The organism is Streptomyces sp. NA04227 (assembly GCF_013364195.1).
Classification (GTDB): domain Bacteria; phylum Actinomycetota; class Actinomycetes; order Streptomycetales; family Streptomycetaceae; genus Streptomyces.
In genome coordinates this window covers 2,436,640-2,456,548 of record NZ_CP054918.1, presented here as the reverse complement: position 1 = coordinate 2,456,548, position 19,909 = coordinate 2,436,640, and the positions used below count along the sequence as shown (strand labels likewise).

Here is a 19,909-nt window from a genome sequence, read left to right as displayed (position 1 = left end):
GAGTTGCCGCTTCCGTGAGATCTCCGCAATCGACAGGGCTCGGAGTTGGCATAAATCAGAGTGCTGGAAACTGCACCGGCGAAATGCGTAGCCGGTCAGATCACCCCGTGGCACTCCCCATAAGCCCGCCCAGACCCACACCAGCAATCCTCCGTCGACGTCGGCGGCCAAGCCACCGCCCGCCCCCGTGCCGCCAACGTCGTCGCATACAGCGGCAACAGCTCCGTATCCGCAGGCGAAGCCCCCTCCGAAGCCGCGAAGGCTTCGTACGACGGGACCGTCGCCGAGACGATGCCGATGTTCTGCGTGCCCGAGGCGGCCAGTTCGCGGAGGGCCGACTCTATGGCGGCCAAGTGGGCCTCGTGGGAGGGGTATTCGTCGGCCAGGGTCGGGTACGAGTCGGTGAGTTCGGAGAGTTCGTCGGCCGGCCAGTGGAGGACCGCTACCGGGAAGGGGCGGGACAAGGCCGCGCGGTAGGCGCCGAGTTCGGCGTGGAGGCGGGAGATTTCGGCCTGGAGTTCCTCGGGGTTGTTCGAGCCCAGGGACCAGATGCGCTTCGGGTCGTGCAGTTCGTCCAGGGGGACCGGGCCAGCGTGGCGCTCCTGCGCCAGTCGGTCCCACTCGTCGTGTTCGGAGCCCATCAGCCTGCGCACCCGGTGCCGTCCCACGAGCAGCGGCTGGAGGTCCTTCTCGGCGGGCGGCTCGGCCGAGAGCAGTCGCTGGGCGCCCTCGCTGAAGGTCTGGTGCGCCGCCTCCAGGTCGTCGTGCGCCTCGTACGCCTCCGCCGCGATCACCCAGGGCGCCGCCGCACGGGGCGCCGCCAGCCGCACCCCGTCCAGGTTCGCGCGGGCCTCGGCCTCGTGGCCGTACTCCCACAGGTTGGCCGCCTTCAGGGCCTTGACCAGGTCGGGACGCTCCAGCGGCACCGCGGGCGACGCCGCGAGCAGGAGGTCGTACAGCTTGCTCGCCCGTTCCCGGGCACCCGCGAGTTCCAGGTGGGCAGCCGCCTGCAACAGGAGCTGTTCCGCGTCTTCTGGGTAGAGCCCGGCAGTGCGCTCCAGGCGTTCGGCTTCGGCGATGTGGTCGACAGAATCTGCTGACGTGTCGGGGCGCATGCGGACACGTTACTGCGGTCACGCCGAGGCGAACCGAACAGTGCCGGGAGTGTGAGGAGCGTGGCATGGAGGGACGCTCCGTGCGGTGGCGCGCCTCTGGCCGTGTCCTCCTCCGGCCGTGTCCGTGCCCGTACCTTCCTCGCGCTGTCTGGCCGTGTTCTCCTCTCGCTGTCTCCCCCTTGGCCGTCTCCTCCTCTGGGGGGATCGCGGTGTCGGCCCTGTCCGGTATAACAGGATGAGTTGTTCGTATGCCGCGTTCTGCGGCGAGTGGAGGGGAGGTCGTCTGGTGAGTACCGGACGCGTTTCCGCCTCCCGGTCCGGACCGGCTTACTCGGTGCCCGCGCGCGGGCTGGCGTACCTGCGGCGGCTGTTCGCCGTGTTGGTGCTCGTCCTCTCCGATGTGCTGCTCGTCGAGTCGGGCATGCTCACCGCCGCCGTGGCCCTGGCCGCCACCGCGGCCGTCGGTTCCGCCCTGGTGCTCTGTGCGGTGCACGCCGCACGCAGCGCGCCCGCCGTGCCTCGCGCACGTGTCCGTACCGCGCTCAGAGACCGCGCGATGCGTACCGCCTTCCTCTCGCAACGCGATCCGGATGCCCGCGGTCGCCGCAGGCCCCGTGCTCCGGGCGGCCGCTCCCTGGTGACGGCCGCCGCCTGACGAACGGCGACGGTCGGCCACCTTCCGCTTCCGCGCACCCAACATCCAGATCTAGATCCAACAGATCCAGCTCCACCAGATCCAGATCCAGGGTCATGCCCAGGGGCACGCCCATGTCCATGCGGGCTCAGGGCTCCCTTTCAGGTCTCCCGTGACCTGTCTTCCTTTGGGTGCGCCATGTGCGGAACCGTCCCGGAATCCATGCTGACGCTTGCTCTTCGGGCCTTCGGTCCTGACCAGCCTCGGCCCGGATCTCGCGACGGCGCGGCACGCAGATATCCGACCCCGCATCGCTCGCATTCGCATCGCATCGCTCGCCTCGCGATCGCACCCTGCCCGGAGGGCTCCACCCATGCCGTTCATGTCCCTGTTCGCCGATCTCGTCGGGCGGCTCGCCGACGTGCTCGATCCGTTGTTCCACGCCTCCGCGACCGCCGCGGCGATCGTGCTGTTCACCGCTTTCGTACGGCTGCTCGTACTGCCGTTGTCGCTCGCGGCGGCCCGTGGGCAGCGGGCACGTACGGCGCTCGGGCCGCAGGTGGCCGCGTTGCGCAAGAAGCACAAGGACGATCCGGCGGCGCTGCAGAAGGCGACGATGGCGCTGTACGGCGAGGCGAAGGTGTCGCCGTTCGCCGGGTGTCTGCCGAGTCTGCTGCAGTTGCCCGCCTTCTTCCTCCTCTACCACCTGTTCTCCAGCGGCAGCATCGGTGGCGAGCCCAACGACCTGCTTCGCCACACACTGCTCGGTGTCCCGCTGGGCGGACGGTGGCACGACGCGCTCGGGGACGGTGGCCTCTTCGGCCCGCACGGGCTCGTCTATCTCGGGCTCTTCGTCCTGGTGGCGTCCGTGGCGACCTTCTCGTACCGCCGGACCAAGCGGACCATGGCGGCCGCCGGGAGCAGCATGCCCCGCGATGCGGACGGGCAGGCGATTCCCGGGTTCGGCGCGATGACCAAGGTGATGCCGCTGATGTCCTTCCTGACCTTGGTCACCGTCGCCGTCGTACCGCTCGCCGCCGCGCTCTACGTCGTCACCAGTACGACCTGGAGCGCCATCGAACGGGCCGTCCTCTACCGCGACACCACCCGGGCCACGGACGACAGCACCTCCGGCAACAGCACTCCCGACAGCACCCCCGACTCGGACACCGGCAACATCGATACGGCACAGCCGAAGTCCCGGCCGAAGCCGAGGCCGAAGCAACAGCCGAAGCAGAATCCGAAGCAGAATCCGAACCGGAATCCAAAGCCCCAGCCCCAGTCGCAGCAGAAGCCGCGACAGAAGCAGAAGCAGCAGCAGAAGAAACAGCAGAACCAGAAGCCGCAACCGCAACCGCAACAGCAGGGCAAGAAGAAGCCCCAACCGCAGCCACAGCCGTAAGCCCCAGCCCCCAGCCCTCAACCCCCAGCTTCACTCCTCAACAGGTGGGGGGGCGTGCCCCTCACGCAAGCCGCACGGTCACGCCCTCCCGGGCCGAGCGGCGCGCCGCCTCCAGGACGTCCAGGGCCCGGGCCGCCTCCAGGGCGGTCACCGGGTTGGGGCCCGTGCCGCGCAGGGCGGCTGCGACCGCCGTGTAGTACGCGGGGTAGTCGCCGTTGAGGGTCGGCTCGGGCCTGCCGCCACCGGTCAGCGGGGATTCGCCCGCGCCGACCCTGCCCCACAGGGCCTCGGGCTCGGCGCCCCAGTCGGCCTCCGAGTCGGGGCGCAGGCCCTCGCGCAGGGCCGCTTCCTGGGGGTCGAGTCCGTACTTGACGTAGCCCGCGTGTGAGCCGAGGACCCGGAAGCGCGGGCCGAGCTGGGGCGTGGTCGCGCTCACCCACAGGTGCGAGCGGACGCCGTTGGTGTGGGTGAGCGCGAAGAAGGTGTCGTCGTCGGCCTCCGCGCCCGGCCTGCGCACCAGCGACTCCGCGTAGACGGACTCGACCGGGCCGAAGAGCGTCAGCGCCTGGTCGACCACATGGCTGCCGAGGTCGTAGAGGAGCCCGCCGATCTCGCCCGGGTCGCCGGACTCGCGCCAGCCGCCCTTGGGGCGCGGACGCCAGCGTTCGAACCGGGACTCGAAGCGCCATACGTCGCCGAGTTCGTCCTTTGCGAGCAGTTTGCGCAGGGTGAGGAAATCGTTGTCCCAGCGCCGGTTCTGGAAGACCGAGAGCAGCAGGCCGCGTTCCTCGGCGAGGGCGGCGAGTTCGCGTGCCTCCCGTGCCGTGCCCGCGAGCGGCTTGTCGACCACGACCGGCAGGCCTGCTTCGAGCGCGGCCCTGGCGATCGCGACATGGGTCTTGTTCGGGGAGGCGACGACCACCAGGTCGAGTTCACCGGCGCGCGTCCACAGCTCGTCGGCGCTCGCGGCACACCGCACCTGCCCGAACGCGGCACGCGCCTGCTCCTGCCGGTCCGGGTTCGAGGTGACCACGGTGTCGAGGACGAGGTCCTCGCTCGCACCGATCAACGGAGCGTGGAACACGGAGCCCGCCAGGCCGTACCCGACGAGACCGACGCGGAGGGGAGGAGTACCAGTACCAGTCGCAGTCATGACAGCAGCTTAGGTACGGGCGCCGGGGCGTCGGTGGCGGACCGCTGATCGGGCGGAATCACGCCGCCGATCGGAGGGGTTCGCGTGTGGCGTACGCCGGGACGCGGGACGGACATGGCATGCGACCGCCCCACCCGAACCGTCCTGGAGTCACTCATCTCGGGCCCGCTCATCCCGGGCCCGTGCGCCCCGGCCTGGTCCGTCTCGCCTTCGCTGGGACCATGCTCTCCCTGGTCACCTGCGCCGCCCTCTCGGGCGCGGGATCCGAGGCGTACGCGGCGTCCGGTTCCGTAGCCGCCGTACGGCACGCGACCGCCTTCCCCGAGGCGGCTCTCCCCGCCGCCGGCTGTTCGAGCCGAGGTGACGATTTCCCCGTACGTACGCGGATGCTCGACGGTCCCGCGTCCTACCGTGCGGGGGCCGCGCCGCGGTCCTGGACGATCGAGCTGCGCAATGTCACCGGTTCCGCCTGTCAGGCGCTGCATCCGCTGCTCGTCCTGGTCGACGATGCTCGGCAACTGCGGCCCGGGGACGTGCACTTGGAGTTCCACGACGGTCGGCGGTGGCGTCCGGCCCAGGTGGAGCACACCGACCGGGACGAGAACATCGCCGTGCTCGCGGCACCGGGCTTCGACGGCTTCCGGCTGGAGGGCGGGCAGCGGGCCGGGGTCCGGGTCCGGCTCGGCTTCGGCGCCGGCGTACCGGCGGACGAGGTGACCGCCGCCACGACGGTCGTACGACGCCGAGGGGGCGACGGTGACTGGCTGGGCCAGTCCGGCTCGTACCGTTTCGCCGTGCGCCCCGCCGACGGCCGGGAAGCGGAGCGGGCGGAGCCCTCGGCCGACTCGACTCCGGGCCACGAGCGGCGACTTGATCCGCGTCGGCCCGGCGGCGGCCTCGAACCCGTGGCCCCGGACCGGCAGGGCGGACTGGCCCGTACGGGGTCCCGTCACCTTCCCGGGACGGCCGGGGCGGGGGTCGTACTCCTCCTCGCCGGAACGGTGCTGCTGTACCGGGCCGACAGGGGCGGGCGGTTTCGCCGGTCCGTCGCCCCGCTCGACCGAACGGCGACGGGAACGGGGACGGGGACGGGGACGACGACGACAGGCGCGTCGGCAGGCCCCATGGGTAGAAAGAGGGCATGAGGGGATCAAAGCGGCGATCCGGCGCCTCGGTCGACAGGGCCGACGGCCGGGGGTCGCCGCGAGGCCGCCGCAACCTCCGCCGCAACGGTCATCGCGACGGAGATCACGGCGGTCGCCGCGACGGTCATCACGATGGTCGCCGCAACGGCCATGGCGACAGTCACCGCGACAGTCACCGCGTCGGTCCTCGTGACGGGCGGCGTGCGTGGCGTGACGGGCCGGTGCGGCCCCGGTCCGTGTTCAGCGTGCACACGGTCGTGGGACAGATGTTCCTCTTCGTACTGGTCCTGGTGCTGCTGCTCGCCGCGGCGGCCCTCTTCGCCCTGTCGCTGCGGGACCAGCGGGAGGCCTACCGGGACGCCGAGCGGCGGTCCCTCGGTGTGGCCGAGAGCTTCGCGCACGCCCCTGGCACGGCCGAGGCCCTGCGGTCGCCGGACCCCACCCGGGTGCTGCAGCCGCGTACCGAGATCACCAGGAAGAACACCGGGATGGACTTCATCGTCGTCGCGGACCGCGAGGGCATCCGCGTCACCCATCCCGATCCCGCGCAGATCGGCAAGCGGTTCAGCAGCGACCTGGAGCGCGTACTGGCCGGGCGGACCACGACCGAGCGGTTCAGCCGAGGCAGCCTCGGATCGCAGGTGCGTGCCACCGTCCCCGTACGCGACACGAGCGGGCGGGTGGTCGGGGCCGTGGCCGCCGGGGTCACCACCGAACGGGTCAGCGGTATGGTCGCCGACCAGTTGCCGGGCGTCCTCGCGGGCACGGCGGTCGCCGTCGTGGTCAGTACCGGGGCGACCTGGCTGCTCGGCAGACGGCTGCTGCGCCAGACCCGTGGCCTCGGACCGGCCGAGATCACCCGGCTGTACGAGCACAACGACGCGGTGCTGCACTCGGTCAAGGAGGGAGTGCTGATCGTCGGCGCGAACCGGCGGCTGCTGCTCGCCAACGACGAGGCGCACCGGCTGCTCGGGCTGCCCGGCGAGGCAGCGGGGTGCGAGGTCGCGGAACTGGGTCTCGACGCGCCTCTCACCGAGCTGCTCGTCTCGGGCCGTGAGGTCACGGACGCGGTACACACGGCGGGGGACCGGCGGCTCGCCGTCAACCAGCGGCCCCTCGCGCGCCACCGGGAAGCGGCGGGCACCGTCGCGACCTTCCGGGACACCACCGAACTCAGGGCGCTCGCCGGACGTGTGCTCGCCGCCCGCCGCCGTCTCGACGTGCTGTACGCGGCGGGTATGAGCATCGGCACCACCCTGGACGTGTCCCGTACCGCTCAGGAACTGGCCGACGCGATCGTCCCGCACCTCGCCGACCTGGTCGCCGTCGACCTGGCCGAGCCGGTCCTGCACGGCGAGGAGGCCACCGGCGGGGAACGGCGCCTGCGGCGCACCGCCGTGGCGTCCCCCCGCGCCGAACATCCCCTCCGGCCGCCCGGCACACAGGTCGGCGTCCATGGTGCGGGGCGACGTGGCGAGGAACGCATCGCCGTAGAGCCCGGCGTCGAAGAGCCCGCCGTCGAGGAAGTCGAAGAACCCGCCGTCGAGGAACCTGCCGCCCAAGACCTCGCAGCTCAAGAACCCGCCACCCGGGAACCGGCAGTGCAAGAACCCGCCACCCGGGAACCGGCAGCGCGAGAACCCGCCGCCCGAGAACCCGCCGTCGAAGCACCCCTCACCGAGGAACGCACCGGTGACGCGGCGGAGGCCGACGAAGCCCGGCGGCTCGAAGCGCTGGGGTTCCACTCCCGTGTCACCGTCCCGCTGCGGACGCGCGGCACCGTGATGGGGAGGGCGGTGCTGTATCGCGGGGAGGGTGCCGAGCCCTTCGACGAGGACGACCTGGCGATGGCCGACGAACTGGTGGCCAGGGCGGCGGTCTGTATGGACAACGCCCGCCGCTACACCCGTGAGCACAGCATGGCGATCACTCTGCATCGCAGTCTGCTGCCACGTGTACCGCCCGAGCAGAGCGCCGTCGACGTCGCGTACCGCTATCAGCCCGCGGTGGCCGGAGTGGGCGGCGACTGGTTCGACGTGATCCCGCTGTCCGGGGCCCGGGTCGCCCTGGTGGTCGGGGACGTGGTGGGGCACGGGATCCACGCCTCGTTCACCATGGGCAGGCTCCGCGCGGCCCTGCGCACCCTCGCCGACATCGACCTGCCGCCCGACGAACTGCTCACCCACCTCGACGACGTCGTCCTGCGCCTGAGCACCGAGGCGGTACGCGACGCGGGCGACAGGGCACGCGCCACGGTCTCCGAGGAGAGCGGCACCGCGACCAGCAGCCCCCGGCCGACCGACTCGGGGCCCACCGGCTTCGGACCGACCGACTCGCGCCCCACCGCGAACTCCCGGGCAGCGAACTCCGCGAACGAAACCGACAGCGACAGCGACGCCGAGTCCGACACCGACACCGAGTCCGGCAGCGACGCCGACACCGACAGCAACACCGAGACCGACGCCTACACCGACAGCAACGCCGACACCGACAGCACCGCACCGGGCACATTCCCCGACCTGGAGCGAGCCTCCGGTGAGATCGGAGCCACCTGCCTCATCGCCGTCCACGACCCTGTCTCCGGGCGCTGCGCGCTCGCGCGTGCGGGGCATCCGCCGCCCGTTCTGGTGAGCCCCGCGGGCACGGCCGAGATCCTGTCGCTGCCTGCCGGTCCACCGCTGGGAGTGGGTGGCCTGCCCTTCGAGTGCGTCGAGGTGGACATGCCCGAGGGCAGCCTCCTGGCCCTCTACACCGACGGCCTCATCGAGACCCGTGGCCGCGACATCGACGCCGAACTGGAGACTCTGCGCGGCTTGTTGGCCTCACCCACACCTTCCGCCCGCACCACGGGACCGGACGCCCGCGCCACCGGACCGGACGCTGCCACCCCCGCCCCGGCCACCCCGGGACACCCCGCCGAAGAGGCCACCCCGGGACACCCCGCTGAAGCCAGACCGCCCCACCCCGTCCCCCTGGACACCCTCTGCGACACCATCCTGCACACCCTGCTCCCCGCCCGGCCCGAGGACGACGTGGCCCTGCTGCTCGCGCGTGCCCGGTCGCTCGACGCGCAGCACATCGCCACCTGGGACGTTCCCGACGATCCGGCGGCCGTGGCGGGGGTCCGCAAGTCCGCCTCCGAACTGCTCGTCCGATGGGGCCTGGAGGACACCGTGTTCACCACCGAACTGGTCGTCAGCGAACTGGTCACCAACGCCATCCGCTACGGCCACCCGCCCATCCGGCTCCGGCTGATCCGCGACCGCGCTCTCATCTGCGAGGTGTCCGACACCAGCAGTACGGCTCCGCATCTGCGCCGCGCCCGCACCTTCGACGAGGGCGGGCGCGGCCTGCTCCTGGTCGCCCAGCTCACCCAGCGGTGGGGGACCAGGCACCACCGCGAGGGCAAGACCATCTGGGCCGAACAGGACCTCCCCGGGGACCTCCCCCCGGCCTGAGCGGCGGTGACAACCGACGGCCGCCGGACGGCCCGCGCCATGACCACGGCCGCACGTCTGACACGATCTTCCCGTGGACTACCCGAACGACCAGGCCCCCGGCGCACCCGTACGATCCGGCATCCCCGAGCACGGCCGGATTCCCAAGTACTACGCCGTCAAGGCCCAAATCGCCCTGCTCGTCGAGGAGTTGGGAGAGGGGGACACCCTGCCGACCGAGCGCGACCTCGCCCTGCGCTACGAGGTAGCGCGGGAGACCGTCCGGCAGGCGCTGCGCGACCTGCTCCTGGAGGGCAAGCTGCGTCGGCAGGGACGCGGCACGGTGGCCGCGGGACCCAAGCTGGAGCAGCCCCTCTCGCTGGTCAGCTATACGGAGGGGGTGCGCAGGCAGGGGCGTGCGCCGGGGCGAAACCTGATCGGTCTCGACCGCTTCCCGTGCAACGCCGCGCTGGCGGCCGAGACCGGGCTGCGGGTCGGGGAGCCGGTGTGGCACATGGAGCGTGTGCTGCTCGCCGACGACGAACGGATGGGCCTGGAATCGACTTATGTGGCGGCCGAGCGGGTGCCCGCTCTCGACACCGACTTCGACCCGGACTCCTCCTTCTACTCGTATCTGCACGAGCGGCTCGGGATCGCGTTCGGCGACGCCGACGAGCGCCTGGAGACCGTCCTCGCCACACCCCGCGAGGCCCTGCTCATCGGCACCCCGCCCGCGCTGCCGATGCTGCTGATCCACCGCGTCTCGCGCGACACCGAGGGCCGCCCCCTGGAACGGGTACGCAGCCTCTACCGAGGTGACCGGTTCTCGTTCTCCACTCGCCTCGGCAGTGGTACGTCGGGCTGAACGGCCTCGGCCCGAGTCGCCCTGGGCCGAGTTGCCCAGGCCGGATTGCCTCGGGCCGAGTGCGCCATCGGCTGTACGACTCCACGGGCACGCAACGCTCAACAGCCCGCGGAGCCAGAGAAGTTGACCCTCATCTACCGGTCACATCGGCAGCCGTCGCCTTGACGCAGAAGCGATCCCAGTCCGCGGTACCGTCCGTGTCGTTCGGCTCGGCGCAGGCCTCCAGGGCGAAGTCGCCCTCGGCCGGGATCATCGTGGTGTGGTTGTCGTAGCCGGAGGTGATCACGGCCTGGGCGCTCTTGCCCACGCCCCGGTCGATCCGCACCACGTCGCCCACCCTGCCCTGGGTGATCTTGCCCCAGGCGGCCGCGCACTCCGGGCTGTACTTGAGTTCCAGGTACACACCCTTCTCCGCGTGCGCGAGGACCTTCGCATCGCCCGCGCAGCCGTAGTCGTTGGCGCTCTTGCCCTGGCAGGAGGCGCCCCGGCACTCCCCGGAGGTGGACCCGGCGGCATCCGAGGGTGAGACCGCCCGGCCCTTGTCCTCCTCGCCACCGGCACCGCCACCGTCCTCGAAGACGCCGGTGAAGAAGGCGGTGGCGACCGCGCCGATGATCACGAGCAACGCCGCCCCGATGAAGGCCGTCGGATTCATCTGATCCCGCAGCCACTCACTCGCGGTCCTACGACTCCCGCTCCCGCTCCCGCTGCCGGCGGCGTCCCCGCTTCCGGTGCCTGTACCAGTCGCACCACCCGTACCGGCCGCGCCACCCGCACCGCTCACGCCACCCGTACCGCTCGCGGCCGGAACAGCCACAGCCTCAGGAGTGGCAGGAGTGCCAGAAGTGCCAGAAGTGCCAAGCGGCTCAGGTGCCCCGTTGTTCTGGGATGTCATGACTCCCTCCAGATGCCGGTGCCCCGGGCGCTCCCGCCGAACGTCCGGGCCGTACCGGCCGACTTCAGCGGGCTGGCGGAACCGGCCGCACCCGCTGTCGAGTTGTGGCCCAGTGTGACGGGTAAATGACGCAGCGGCGTCAGAATTTCGGCCAAAGTGTCACCGACCGCACTCGCCGTGACGATCCCGGCCCGCCGAGTCGACTGTGATGCATTCGTGATCGCCGGATCCGCCGCACAGGGCCCGCGCAAAGTTCCCCAACTGCCCAAAAAAGGACGCCGGTTACGCAAATTGGTCACGCTAAGGTAACGGGTCTAGGCCAAGTTTGGCGGCCAGTTAACCGTCCGGTCGCCGAGCGGACGGCTTCAGTCCACATATTCCAAGGAGCGTTGCGGCCGTGAGAGTCATAGTTGTTGGAGGCGGCGTGGTCGGGACCATGCACGCCTGGCATGCAGTGGAACGCGGCCACGAGGTCGTACAGATCGAGCGTGAGGCGGAGGCCCGCGGGGCCTCGTTGCGCAACTTCGGTCTCGTCTGGGTCGGCGGTCGTGCCGCGGGCGAGGAACTCGAGGTGGCCCTGCGTGCCCGCGAGCTCTGGGAGGGGATCGGGGGCCGGGTGCCGGACCTCGGGTTCCGTGCCAGTGGCTCGCTGACCCCGGTGTGCACCGAGCGCGAGCTGGCCGTGGCCGAGGAGGTCCTGACCCGGCCCGAGGCCGCGGCGCGCGGGCACAAGTTCCTCAGTGCCGACGAGACCCGGGCCCTGAACCCGGCGCTGCGCGGCGAGCTCCTCGGTGCCCTGTACTGCGAGCGCGACGCGCAGGTCGAGCCGCGCACCGCACAGCGCGCCCTGCGCGCGGAGCTGGCGAAGTCGGGGCGCTACACCTTCCTCGGCGGGCGCGAGGTCCGCGAGGTCGTCGGTGAGAACGCGGTCCGTGACGACCACGGCGACGTGCACCGTGGCGACAGTGTGGTGCTGTGCACCGGCGCCTGGCTCGGCGGTCTGGTCCGCGAGCTGGCGCCCGAACTGCCGGTGCGCCGCGTGCGGTTGCAGATGATGCAGACCGAGCCGCTGGGCGAGACGCTCACCACCTCGGTCGCCGACGCGGACAGCTTCCGCTACTACCCGGCGTACGCGGGCGGTTCCCTGGACGCCCTCAACGCCGAGCAGCCGCAGCCCGGGATCGCCGCCGCGCACAAGATGCAGCTCCTCGTGGTGCAGCGCCAGGGCGGCGGGCTGACCATCGGCGACACCCACGAGTACGAGCACCCGTTCAACTTCGACGTGGTCGAGGAGCCGTACGAGCACGTCAAGCAGGTGGCCGAGCGCCTTCTCGGGCGGCCGCTGCCGAAGATCAGGCACCGCTGGGCCGGGGTGTACGCACAGTGCACCGAGACCGGCCGGGTGGTGCACCGCGAGCAGGTACGCGAGGGCGCGTGGCTGGTCACCGGGCCCGGTGGGCGCGGCATGACCTGCTCACCCGCCATCGCCGAGCAGACCGCCGACGAACTGGGCTGGTGACAACAGTGAGCACGAACAACCTTCACGGCACGGCGACCCCGGGCGCCGCTGTCCACGACATCCGGCTCGTGGTGCTCGACATGGCGGGCACCACGGTCGCCGACGGCGGTCTGGTGGAGCAGGCGTTCTCCACCGCAGCCGCCCGCCTCGGCGTCGAGCCGGGCTCGGAGGACCACGCCCACAAGCTGGCGCACGTCCGCGCCACCATGGGCGAGTCCAAGATCTCCGTCTTCCGGCATCTGTTCGGGGACGAGGAGCGGGCGCAGCTCGCGAACAAGGCCTTCGAGCAGGCCTACGGCGAGCAGGTCGACGCCGGGCACATCGCCCCGATCCCGGGCGCCCGCGAGACCATCGAGGCGCTCAAGGAGTCCGGCCGCACGGTGGTGCTGACCACCGGCTTCGCCCGGCCCACCCAGGACGCCATCCTGAACGCGCTCGGCTGGCAGGACCTGGTGGAGCTCACCCTCTGCCCGGCGGACGCGGGTGGCCGCGGCCGCCCGTACCCGGACATGGTCCTGGACGCCTTCCTGCGCACCAAGGCCGCCGAGGGCGTGCACCAGGTCGCCGTCGCCGGTGACACCTCCTACGACATGCTCAGCGGGCGGCGCGCCGGTGCCGCTGTGGTCGCCGGGGTGCTCACCGGGGCCCACCAGGAGGACGCGCTGCGGGCGGCCGGTGCCACCCAAGTCCTCGGCTCCGTCGCCGAGTTGCCCGCTCTCTTCGACCGGCTCGCCGGACCCGACGGGGCTCCGGCATGAGCAGCGGTATCCGCTTCGAGGGGGTCTCGGTCGCCTACGGCAGCGCCACCGTCCTGGACACCCTCGACCTGACCGTCGAGCCCGGTGAGGTCATGGCGCTGCTCGGGCCCTCGGGCTCCGGCAAGACGACGGCGCTGCGCGCGGTCGCCGGGTTCGTGCGCCCGGCGGCGGGCAGGGTGTGGATCGGTGGACAGGACGTCACCGATCTGCCGCCCTACCGGCGCGGTATCGGCATGGTCGTGCAGCAGTACGCGCTCTTCCCGCACCTGCGCGTCGACCAGAACGTCGCCTTCGGGCTCAAGGCGCAGAAGGCGCCCCGCCGGGAGATACCCGGCCGGGTCGCCGAGGCCCTGGAGCTGACCGGGATGGCCGACTACGCCAGACGCTACCCGCGGGAGCTGTCCGGTGGCCAGCAGCAGCGGGTGGCCATCGCCCGCGCGCTGGCCATCCGGCCGAACGTGCTGCTCCTCGACGAGCCGCTGTCCGCGCTCGACGCCCGGCTGCGCTCCGAGATGCTCGGCGAACTCGCCCGGCTGCACCGGGAGTTGCCGGACGTCTCGATCCTGTACGTGACCCACGACCAGGTCGAGGCGCTCACCCTGGCCGACCGGATCGCCGTCATGGACAAGGCCCGCCTCCGGGACGTCGGCACCCCGCAGGAGCTGTACCGCTCCCCGCGCACCGAGTTCACCGCGTCCTTCGTGGGCAACGCGAACCTGCTGCCGGTGACGGTCAGGGACGCGGGCGGCGTCGAGTTCGACGGCAACCGGATCGAGGTCGCGACCGGGAACGCGGGCGCAGGAGCCGGGGCCACCCTGTGCATCCGGCCGCACCTGGTCGGCATCGGCGAGGGCCCCAACGCCCTGCGCGGCACGGTCACCGAGGTGCAGTGGCGCGGTGCCACCCACCGTCTGCACATCGACGTCGCGGGTCACGAACTCAAGGCGGACATACGGGAGTTGCGTACCCCGCCGGAGATCGGTCACGACCTGCTCGTGCACTTCGCCGCCGAGGACGCGGTACTGCTCGGCGCGGGTGTCGCCGGCCCGGAAGGCGGCCGTGCCGCCGCCGGGCCGGCGGCCGCCGCCGCTCCCGCGCTCGCCAAGTCGGCTGCCGGTAGCGGCAGTTCGGCAGGCCCGGGGAGCGCGGATGGCTGAGCTCGCCCTGAAGAGCGAGGGAACCGGGGCGGCCGAGGGCTCCCCGGAGGCGGGAGCGGCCGGGGGCAACCCCGGCCCCCGCCCGGCCAAGGCGCCCGCCAAGATGCCGAGTTGGCTCTGGGCGCTGCCACCGGTCGCCGCGCTCGGCGTGGTCTTCCTCTATCCGCTGTACCTCGTCGTCAAGCAGTCCTTCCAGCCCGACGAGGGCGGCACCTCGCTCGCTCCGTACACCGAGGTCTTCGCCTCCGAGGCCTTCCGCGAGGCGCTGTTCACCACGGTGTGGCTGGCGCTCGCGGCCACCGCGGGCTGTCTGGTCCTCGGCTTCGTGCTCGCGCTGATCATCGCCTTCGTGCCGATGCCCGGCGGGCGGGCGCTCGCCAAGTTCATCGACGTCTTCCTGTCCTTCCCGTCCTTCCTGGTCACCCTGGCCCTGCTGTTCATCTACGGCACGGTCGGCATGGCCAACGGGATGTGGACGGATGTGACCGGCGCGGCGGACGGGCCCTTCCAGTTCCTGACCACGCCGTGGGGCGTGCTGCTCGCGGAGATCACGTACTTCACGCCGTTCGTGGTGCGTCCGCTGCTCGCGGCCTTCTCGCAGATCGAGACCGCGCAGCTGGAGGTGGCCTCCTCGCTGGGGGCCCGGCCCGCGCGGATCATCCGGCAGGTGATCCTGCCGGAGGCCCTGCCCGCGCTCGCCGCGGGCGGCAGCCTGGTCCTGGTCATGTGCCTCAACGAGTTCGGCATCGTGCTGTTCACCGGCGCCAAGGGCGTCACCACCCTGCCGACCCTCGTCTACGGCAAGGCGATCCTGGAGTCCGACTATCCGGGCGCCTGTGTGGTCGCCGTCGTCAACATCGCGATCTCCGTGGGCCTCTACGGCCTCTACCGGGTGGTGAGCCGACGTGTTGGTGCATAGCCGCGGCGGAAGGTGGGCGGCCCGCCTGCTCTTCTTCGTCCTGTTCGTGCCGCTGTTCGCGCTGCCCCTCGGCGTGATCCTCGCGGCCTCCTTCTCGACCAACTGGTCCAGCGTGCTGCCCTCGGGCTTCACCACCGCCAACTACAGTGCGGCGACCCGGGGTTCGTCCCTGGAGGCGCTCACCACCAGCCTGGTCACCGCGCTCACCGCGAGCCTGCTCGCGCTGCTCGTGGGCACCTGGTCGGCACTGTCCGCGCACGCGCTCGGCAAGCGCGGGCGCCGCGTGATGGACGCCCTGTTCCTGCTGCCGCTCGCGGTGCCCTCGGTGGTGGTCGGGCTCGCCGTGCTCGTCGCGTTCTCGCAGCCGCCGTTCCTGCTCAACGGCACCCGCTGGATCGTCATCGTCGCCCACACCATCCTGGTCACCGCCTTCGCCCACCAGTCGGTGACCGCCGCCCTCGCCCGCCTGGACCCCGCCTACGAACAGGCCGCCGCCTCGCTCGGCGCCCGTCCGGCGTACGTCCTGCTGCGCGTCAAACTCCCGCTGCTGCTGCCCTCGTTGAACGCGGCCGCGGGGCTGTGCTTCGCCCTGTCGATGGGCGAGCTCAGCGCCACGATGATGCTGTACCCGCCCGGCTGGGTGCCGCTTCCCGTGCAGATCTACACGGCCACCGACCGGGGCGCGCTGTTCACCGGCTCCGCGCTCGCGGTCGTCCTCATGGCGGCCACCCTGCTCGTCCTGTTCGCCATGTCGCGCATCCGCAACCGGGCCACGTACCGCTGATCCGGTAACCGGCCCGGGCCGCGGAACCCGGCCCCGCTCCCCGCACCCCCACGCTGAACCCTCCACACCCCGGCTCACCGCCCCCACACCCCATCTCACCGCTCCCTCACCTCAGTTCAGCCAGGAGACGACCCCGTCATGTCCGTCATTTCGAAGTCCCGCTCCCTGTACCGCTCCCGTCACCTCAAGGTCCTCGCCGCGACCGGCTGCGGCCTCGCCCTGACCGCTTCCCTGTCCGCCTGCGACGCGGGCTCGGCCGCCTCCGACGAGAAGGCCGTCACCGTCTACAGCGCCGACGGCCTCAAGGGCGAGAAGGGCGACGGCTGGTACGACCAGGTCTTCAAGGACTTCACCAAGGAGACCGGTATCAAGGTCAACTACGTGGAGGGCGGTTCCGGCGAGATGGTGCAGCGCGCCGTCCGCGAGAAGCGCAACACCCAGGCCGACGTACTCGTCACGCTGCCCCCGTTCATCCAGCAGGCGGACGGCAAGGGGCTGCTCACCGCGTACAGGCCCAAGGGCTCCGAGCAGGTCTCGACCGCCGACAAGTCCCCCGACGGCAAGTGGACTTCGGTGGTGAACAACTACTTCGGCTTCATCTACAACAAGAAGGAGCTGAAGAACCCCCCGAAGACCTGGGAGGAACTGCTCGACTCCCGCTACAAGAACAAGCTCCAGTACTCCACCCCGGGCATCGCCGGTGACGGAACCGCCGTACTGATCAAGGCGATGAACGACTTCGGCGGCGAGGAGCCCGCCCTGGAGTACCTGGGCAAGCTGCAGAAGAACAACGTGGGCCCGTCCTCGTCCACCAGCAAGCTCGCGCCCAAGGTCGACAAGGGCGAACTGCACGTCGCCAACGGCGATGTCCAGATGAACTTCGCGCAGTCCAAGTCCATGCCCAACCTCGGCATCTGGTTCCCGGCCCGGGAGGGCGGCAGGCCCACCACCTTCGCGCTTCCCTACGCGGCCGGTCTGGTCAAGGGCGCCCCGCACACCGAGAACGGCAAGAAGCTGCTCGACTTCATGCTCAGCCGCGCCGCCCAGTCCCAGGTCAGCTCGGTCGGCGGCGGCTTCGCGGCCCGTGGCGACATCGTGGCCGCGGACAAGAACGCCCAGGGCCTGAAGGCCGTGATGAAGGGCGTCAAGGTCTTCGAGCCGGACTGGAAGGACATCGACGAGAACCTCAGCGAGTACGTCGACGGCTGGAAGTCGGCGACGGGCAGCTGAAGTTGACCCCTCCGGCGCCAACCGGGCGGTAGGGGAGGGAAGTTACGGGCAGAGCGGGACGGCGGAGCACCGGCCGTCCCGCTCTTCGCCATGCCCTCACCCGGGCGGTACGCAGCTTTCGTGCCCCGTTCCCCAAGTCTTCACCGGGAGACATGGGTCACGTGAATCCCGCCCGGCATTATCGCGAATGCGTAACGAGTCTGGACCGGAGTCCGGATCCTCGATAGGCAGAACACGACACGGGCCGCCCAACTCCGCACGAGCCCACGGGAGTCGGGCGCACGCGGCCTGCTGCGAACAGTGCCGCCCCGGACCGAACCGCGCACAACGCCCCGCCAGACCCCCACTGTTGGAGAAACGCGTGTCCACTCTTTCCCGCCGCAGGCTGCTGACCGGCGCCGCCGCTGCCGCCGCCACCGCCGCTGTCCTCCCCTTCGTCGCCACCACCGCACGCGGCGCCGAGGGCAAGACCCCGAAGGTCCTCTTGATCGGCATCGACGGCACTCTGCTCGGCCGTATCAAGGACGCCGACGCCCCCGCCCTGAAGGGCCTGATGGCCGCCGGGCTCACCGCGCCCAGCAGCATGCCCGCCGACTCGCCCGCGCCGACCCTGTCGGGGCCGGGCTGGTCGACCCTGCTCACCGGTGTGTGGCCCGCCAAGCACCGGGTGCTGAACAACGACATCACCGGCCACCAGCTCAAGAAGTACCCGGACTTCCTCACCCGGATCGAGAAGACCAAGCCCGCCCTCGGCACGCTCGCCGTCTGCTCCTGGAACCCGATCCCCAACAAGATCATCGCCAGGGCCGACACCGAGATCCCCACCCCGGAGGCCGAGTACGACGAGGGCACCACGAAGTCGGCGGTGGACAAGCTCTCCACCACCAACCCGGACGCGGTCTTCGTCCACCTGGACAACGTGGACCACGCCGGGCACGACTCCGGCGCCGCCAGCCAGGCCTACCTGGACGCCATCCACGGCGTGGACGGGCAGATCGGCCGCATCCTCGACGCAGTCAAGTCCCGTGCCACGTACGGCGAGGAGGACTGGCTGATCCTGATCACCACCGACCACGGCCACACCGACGGCGGCGGCCACGGCGGCACCAGCGCGCCCGAGCGCGAGACCTTCCTGATCGCTTCCGGCGGCGGCATCGCGGCGGGCTCCACCCGTGACGACGTACGGATGCCCGACGTGGCCGTCATCGCCCTGACCCACCTCGGTATCCCGGTCGACGCCGCCTGGGACCTCGACGGCAAGCCCCTCGCCTGACCACCCACCAGACAAGGACCCAAGTGACCGCCATGTCCCCCGTATTCCGTGCCTCCCGCGCGTCCGTGTCCCGCCGCTCCCTGCTCCTCGGCGCGGCCGCCCTCGCCACCGCCGCCGGACCGCTCACCACCGCCGCCAAGGCCGCGGCCAGAACGCCCAAGGTGCTGGTCATCGGCATCGACGGCGCCCTGCTCCGCCGTATCAAGGACGCCAACGCCCCCGCTCTGAAGGGCCTGATGGCCGCCGGGCTCACCGCGCCCAGCAGCATCTACGCCAACCCGCTCGCGCCCACCTCCTCCGGCCCCGGCTGGTCGACGATCCTGACGGGTGTCTGGCCCGACAAGCACAAGGTCCTCAACAACGACTTCACCGGCCACCAGTTGGCGGCGTACCCGGACTTCCTCACCCGTATCGAGAACGTCAGGCCCGCCCTCGGCACCCTGGCCATCTGCTCCTGGAACCCGATCACCGACATCATCGTCTCCGCGAAGGCCGACACCCGGATCTCCACCCCGGAGGCCGAGTACGACGAGGGCACCACGACGCGCGCGGTGGAGAAGCTGGCCACCACCAACCCGGACGCGGTCTTCGTCCACCTGGACAACGTGGACCACGCCGGTCACGCGTCCGGCGCGGCCAGCCAGGCCTACCTGGACGCCCTCGCCGGAGCCGACGCCCAGGTCGGCCGCATCCTCGACGCCGTCAAGTCCCGTGCCACGTACGGCACCGAGGACTGGCTGATCATGATCACCGCCGACCACGGGCACACCGACGGCGGGGGCCACGGCGGCTCCTCCTGGGCCGAGCGCCAGACCTTCCTGATCGCCTCCGGCGGCACCCTCGCCGCGGGTTCGGTCCGGCACGACGTCAAGATGCCCGACGTGGCCGCGACCGCCCTCGCCCACCTCGGCGTCCCGATCGACCCGGCCTGGGGCCTGGACGGCCGCCCGGTGCAGCAGCCGCGTCCGGACGACTTCGACGCGCTGCGCGACAAGCTCCAGCCGCGCGTGGACGAGACCCACATCGACCCCTCCGTCCTCGGCTTCACCCACACTCCGCCCGCGGGATGGTCGGTCGACAACACGAAGATGGGCGGCGGCGGGGTCACCGAGTGGCGGGGCTGGAGCTTCACCACCGACGAGTTCTGGACCAAGGCGCAGCGCGACCAGAACCGCGAGTGCAACATCCGGGCCCGAGGCGTCTTCGCGGTCGCCGACGGCGACGAGTGGTACGACAAGGCCCTCACCGGCACCTTCGACTCCACCCTGGTCAGCCCCGCCTACCCGGTCACCGGCGGCAGGCAGGCCACCCTCACGTACACCACGTTCTACCGCCAGGAGGCCCCGCAGCGCGGCGAGGTCCTGGTCTCCTACGACGACGGGGCCCCGCAGCTGGTGAAGGCCTACACCGGCGACGTGTCCTCGCGGGTGGAGAGGATCGCCCTCGCGGTTCCCTCCGGCGCGAGCAGGGTGCGCGTCCGCTTCCGCTACACCGGCGGCAACAACTGGTACTGGGTCGTCGACCAGGTCTCTGTTACGTCCGGCTGAGCGCGCGACTGTGAACAAGGGCGCCGCCTCGCATTGGATCACGCGGGGCGGCGCCCAAGTCGGAACTTGCCGGTAA

At 71.3% G+C, this 19,909-nt stretch carries 16 protein-coding genes and 1 pseudogene; 13 read left to right on the top strand and 4 right to left on the bottom strand.

Going from position 1 to position 19,909, the window contains the following annotated elements:
* Nucleotides 1-95: 95 nt before the first annotated feature.
* Nucleotides 96-1,115, bottom strand: a complete 1,020-nt coding sequence (locus tag HUT18_RS10290; protein ID WP_176099762.1) for an SEC-C metal-binding domain-containing protein — start codon at nt 1,113-1,115, stop codon at nt 96-98.
* A 286-nt stretch (nt 1,116-1,401) separates the two neighbouring features.
* On the opposite strand from HUT18_RS10290, the gene HUT18_RS10285 reads away from it, so the two are divergent.
* Nucleotides 1,402-1,770, top strand: coding sequence for a DUF6412 domain-containing protein (locus HUT18_RS10285; RefSeq protein ID WP_254878518.1), 369 nt, complete (start codon nt 1,402-1,404; stop codon nt 1,768-1,770).
* A 352-nt stretch (nt 1,771-2,122) separates the two neighbouring features.
* Nucleotides 2,123-2,851 (top strand): annotated as a pseudogene (locus HUT18_RS10280) (YidC/Oxa1 family membrane protein insertase); the annotation flags it as partial.
* A 361-nt stretch (nt 2,852-3,212) separates the two neighbouring features.
* Here the strand turns inward: HUT18_RS10280 and HUT18_RS10275 are convergent.
* Nucleotides 3,213-4,304, bottom strand: coding sequence for a Gfo/Idh/MocA family oxidoreductase (locus HUT18_RS10275; RefSeq protein ID WP_176099760.1), 1,092 nt, complete (start codon nt 4,302-4,304; stop codon nt 3,213-3,215).
* Nucleotides 4,305-4,525: 221 nt separating this feature from the next.
* Between HUT18_RS10275 and HUT18_RS10270 the strand changes: the two genes are divergently transcribed.
* The gene (locus HUT18_RS10270) at nt 4,526-5,449 is read left to right on the top strand and encodes a hypothetical protein (protein ID WP_176099758.1); all 924 of its coding nucleotides are present in this window, start codon (nt 4,526-4,528) and stop codon (nt 5,447-5,449) included.
* A 5-nt stretch (nt 5,450-5,454) separates the two neighbouring features.
* Here HUT18_RS10270 and HUT18_RS33650 read toward each other — a convergent pair whose 3' ends face one another.
* The gene (locus HUT18_RS33650) at nt 5,455-5,625 is read right to left on the bottom strand and encodes a hypothetical protein (protein WP_254878517.1); all 171 of its coding nucleotides are present in this window, start codon (nt 5,623-5,625) and stop codon (nt 5,455-5,457) included.
* 90 nt (nt 5,626-5,715) lie between these two features.
* Between HUT18_RS33650 and HUT18_RS33645 the strand changes: the two genes are divergently transcribed.
* A complete protein-coding gene (locus HUT18_RS33645; protein ID WP_254878968.1) occupies nt 5,716-8,907 on the top strand; it encodes a SpoIIE family protein phosphatase in 3,192 nt (1,063 codons plus the stop codon).
* 73 nt (nt 8,908-8,980) lie between these two features.
* On the top strand, nt 8,981-9,751 hold the full coding sequence (locus HUT18_RS10250; RefSeq protein WP_176099756.1) for a GntR family transcriptional regulator: 771 nt from the start codon (nt 8,981-8,983) through the stop codon (nt 9,749-9,751).
* A 130-nt stretch (nt 9,752-9,881) separates the two neighbouring features.
* Here HUT18_RS10250 and HUT18_RS10245 read toward each other — a convergent pair whose 3' ends face one another.
* Nucleotides 9,882-10,406 carry a DUF2690 domain-containing protein gene (locus HUT18_RS10245; protein WP_176099755.1) on the bottom strand — a complete coding sequence of 175 codons (525 nt, stop codon included), beginning with the start codon at nt 10,404-10,406 and terminating at the stop codon, nt 9,882-9,884.
* A gap of 637 nt (nt 10,407-11,043) precedes the next feature.
* Between HUT18_RS10245 and HUT18_RS10240 the strand changes: the two genes are divergently transcribed.
* The 8 genes from HUT18_RS10240 to HUT18_RS10205 all read left to right on the top strand — a co-directional run bounded on the left by HUT18_RS10240 (nt 11,044) and on the right by HUT18_RS10205 (nt 19,833).
* Complete coding sequence (locus tag HUT18_RS10240; protein ID WP_176099753.1) at nt 11,044-12,165, top strand: TIGR03364 family FAD-dependent oxidoreductase; 1,122 nt, start codon at nt 11,044-11,046, stop codon at nt 12,163-12,165.
* A gap of 5 nt (nt 12,166-12,170) precedes the next feature.
* The gene (locus HUT18_RS10235; protein ID WP_303246537.1) at nt 12,171-12,923 is read left to right on the top strand and encodes a phosphonatase-like hydrolase; all 753 of its coding nucleotides are present in this window, start codon (nt 12,171-12,173) and stop codon (nt 12,921-12,923) included.
* Nucleotides 12,920-14,080, top strand: coding sequence for an ABC transporter ATP-binding protein (locus HUT18_RS10230; RefSeq protein WP_176099751.1), 1,161 nt, complete (start codon nt 12,920-12,922; stop codon nt 14,078-14,080). The genes HUT18_RS10235 and HUT18_RS10230 overlap by 4 nt, the downstream gene beginning before the upstream one ends.
* Before the next feature lie 103 nt (nt 14,081-14,183).
* On the top strand, nt 14,184-14,999 hold the full coding sequence (locus HUT18_RS10225; RefSeq protein ID WP_254878967.1) for a 2-aminoethylphosphonate ABC transporter permease subunit: 816 nt from the start codon (nt 14,184-14,186) through the stop codon (nt 14,997-14,999).
* Nucleotides 14,986-15,783 (top strand): ABC transporter permease, encoded by a 798-nt coding sequence (locus HUT18_RS10220; protein WP_176099748.1) that lies wholly within the window; start codon nt 14,986-14,988, stop codon nt 15,781-15,783. Before HUT18_RS10225 ends, HUT18_RS10220 begins: the two co-directional genes overlap by 14 nt.
* A gap of 138 nt (nt 15,784-15,921) precedes the next feature.
* On the top strand, nt 15,922-17,013 hold the full coding sequence (locus tag HUT18_RS10215; protein ID WP_176099746.1) for a 2-aminoethylphosphonate ABC transporter substrate-binding protein: 1,092 nt from the start codon (nt 15,922-15,924) through the stop codon (nt 17,011-17,013).
* A gap of 361 nt (nt 17,014-17,374) precedes the next feature.
* Nucleotides 17,375-18,286, top strand: coding sequence for an alkaline phosphatase family protein (locus HUT18_RS10210; RefSeq protein ID WP_254878516.1), 912 nt, complete (start codon nt 17,375-17,377; stop codon nt 18,284-18,286).
* 32 nt (nt 18,287-18,318) lie between these two features.
* Nucleotides 18,319-19,833, top strand: coding sequence for an alkaline phosphatase family protein (locus HUT18_RS10205; RefSeq protein ID WP_176099742.1), 1,515 nt, complete (start codon nt 18,319-18,321; stop codon nt 19,831-19,833).
* Nucleotides 19,834-19,909 lie beyond the last annotated feature (76 nt).